The 246-nt window shown below is 72.8% G+C and carries 1 protein-coding gene; it reads left to right on the top strand.

Translation table 11 applies throughout. The features are described 5' to 3' along the window. Positions 1 to 10: 10 nt before the first annotated feature. Positions 11 to 246: DUF3297 family protein (locus tag R0J87_RS23420; RefSeq protein ID WP_498889376.1), on the top strand; the 236-nt coding region annotated here is incomplete at its 3' end.

Here is a 246-nt window from a genome sequence, read left to right as displayed (position 1 = left end):
GGCCAATGCAATGCCCGCCGGGGCGCCCCTTGGGCAATGCCGGGGCGCGATCCTTTATCCTTGTGCGCCCGCCGGCCCCTGCCGGCCCGCCCGAGACCGCACCGCAATGAGCCAGACCCCGCCCGACCACCTCGCCGTCGATCCCCGCAGCCCGTTCCACGACGAGGCCGTCCTGGCCCGCGGCGTGGGCGTGCGCTTCAACGGCATCGAGCGCGACAACGTCGAGGAATACTCGGTCAGCGAGGG

Source organism: Halomonas sp. SIMBA_159 (assembly GCF_046536035.1).
GTDB lineage: Bacteria > Pseudomonadota > Gammaproteobacteria > Pseudomonadales > Halomonadaceae > Vreelandella > Vreelandella venusta_A.
The sequence above is the reverse complement of the archived record's forward strand: the minus strand, read 5'-3'. Positions and strand labels throughout refer to the sequence as shown.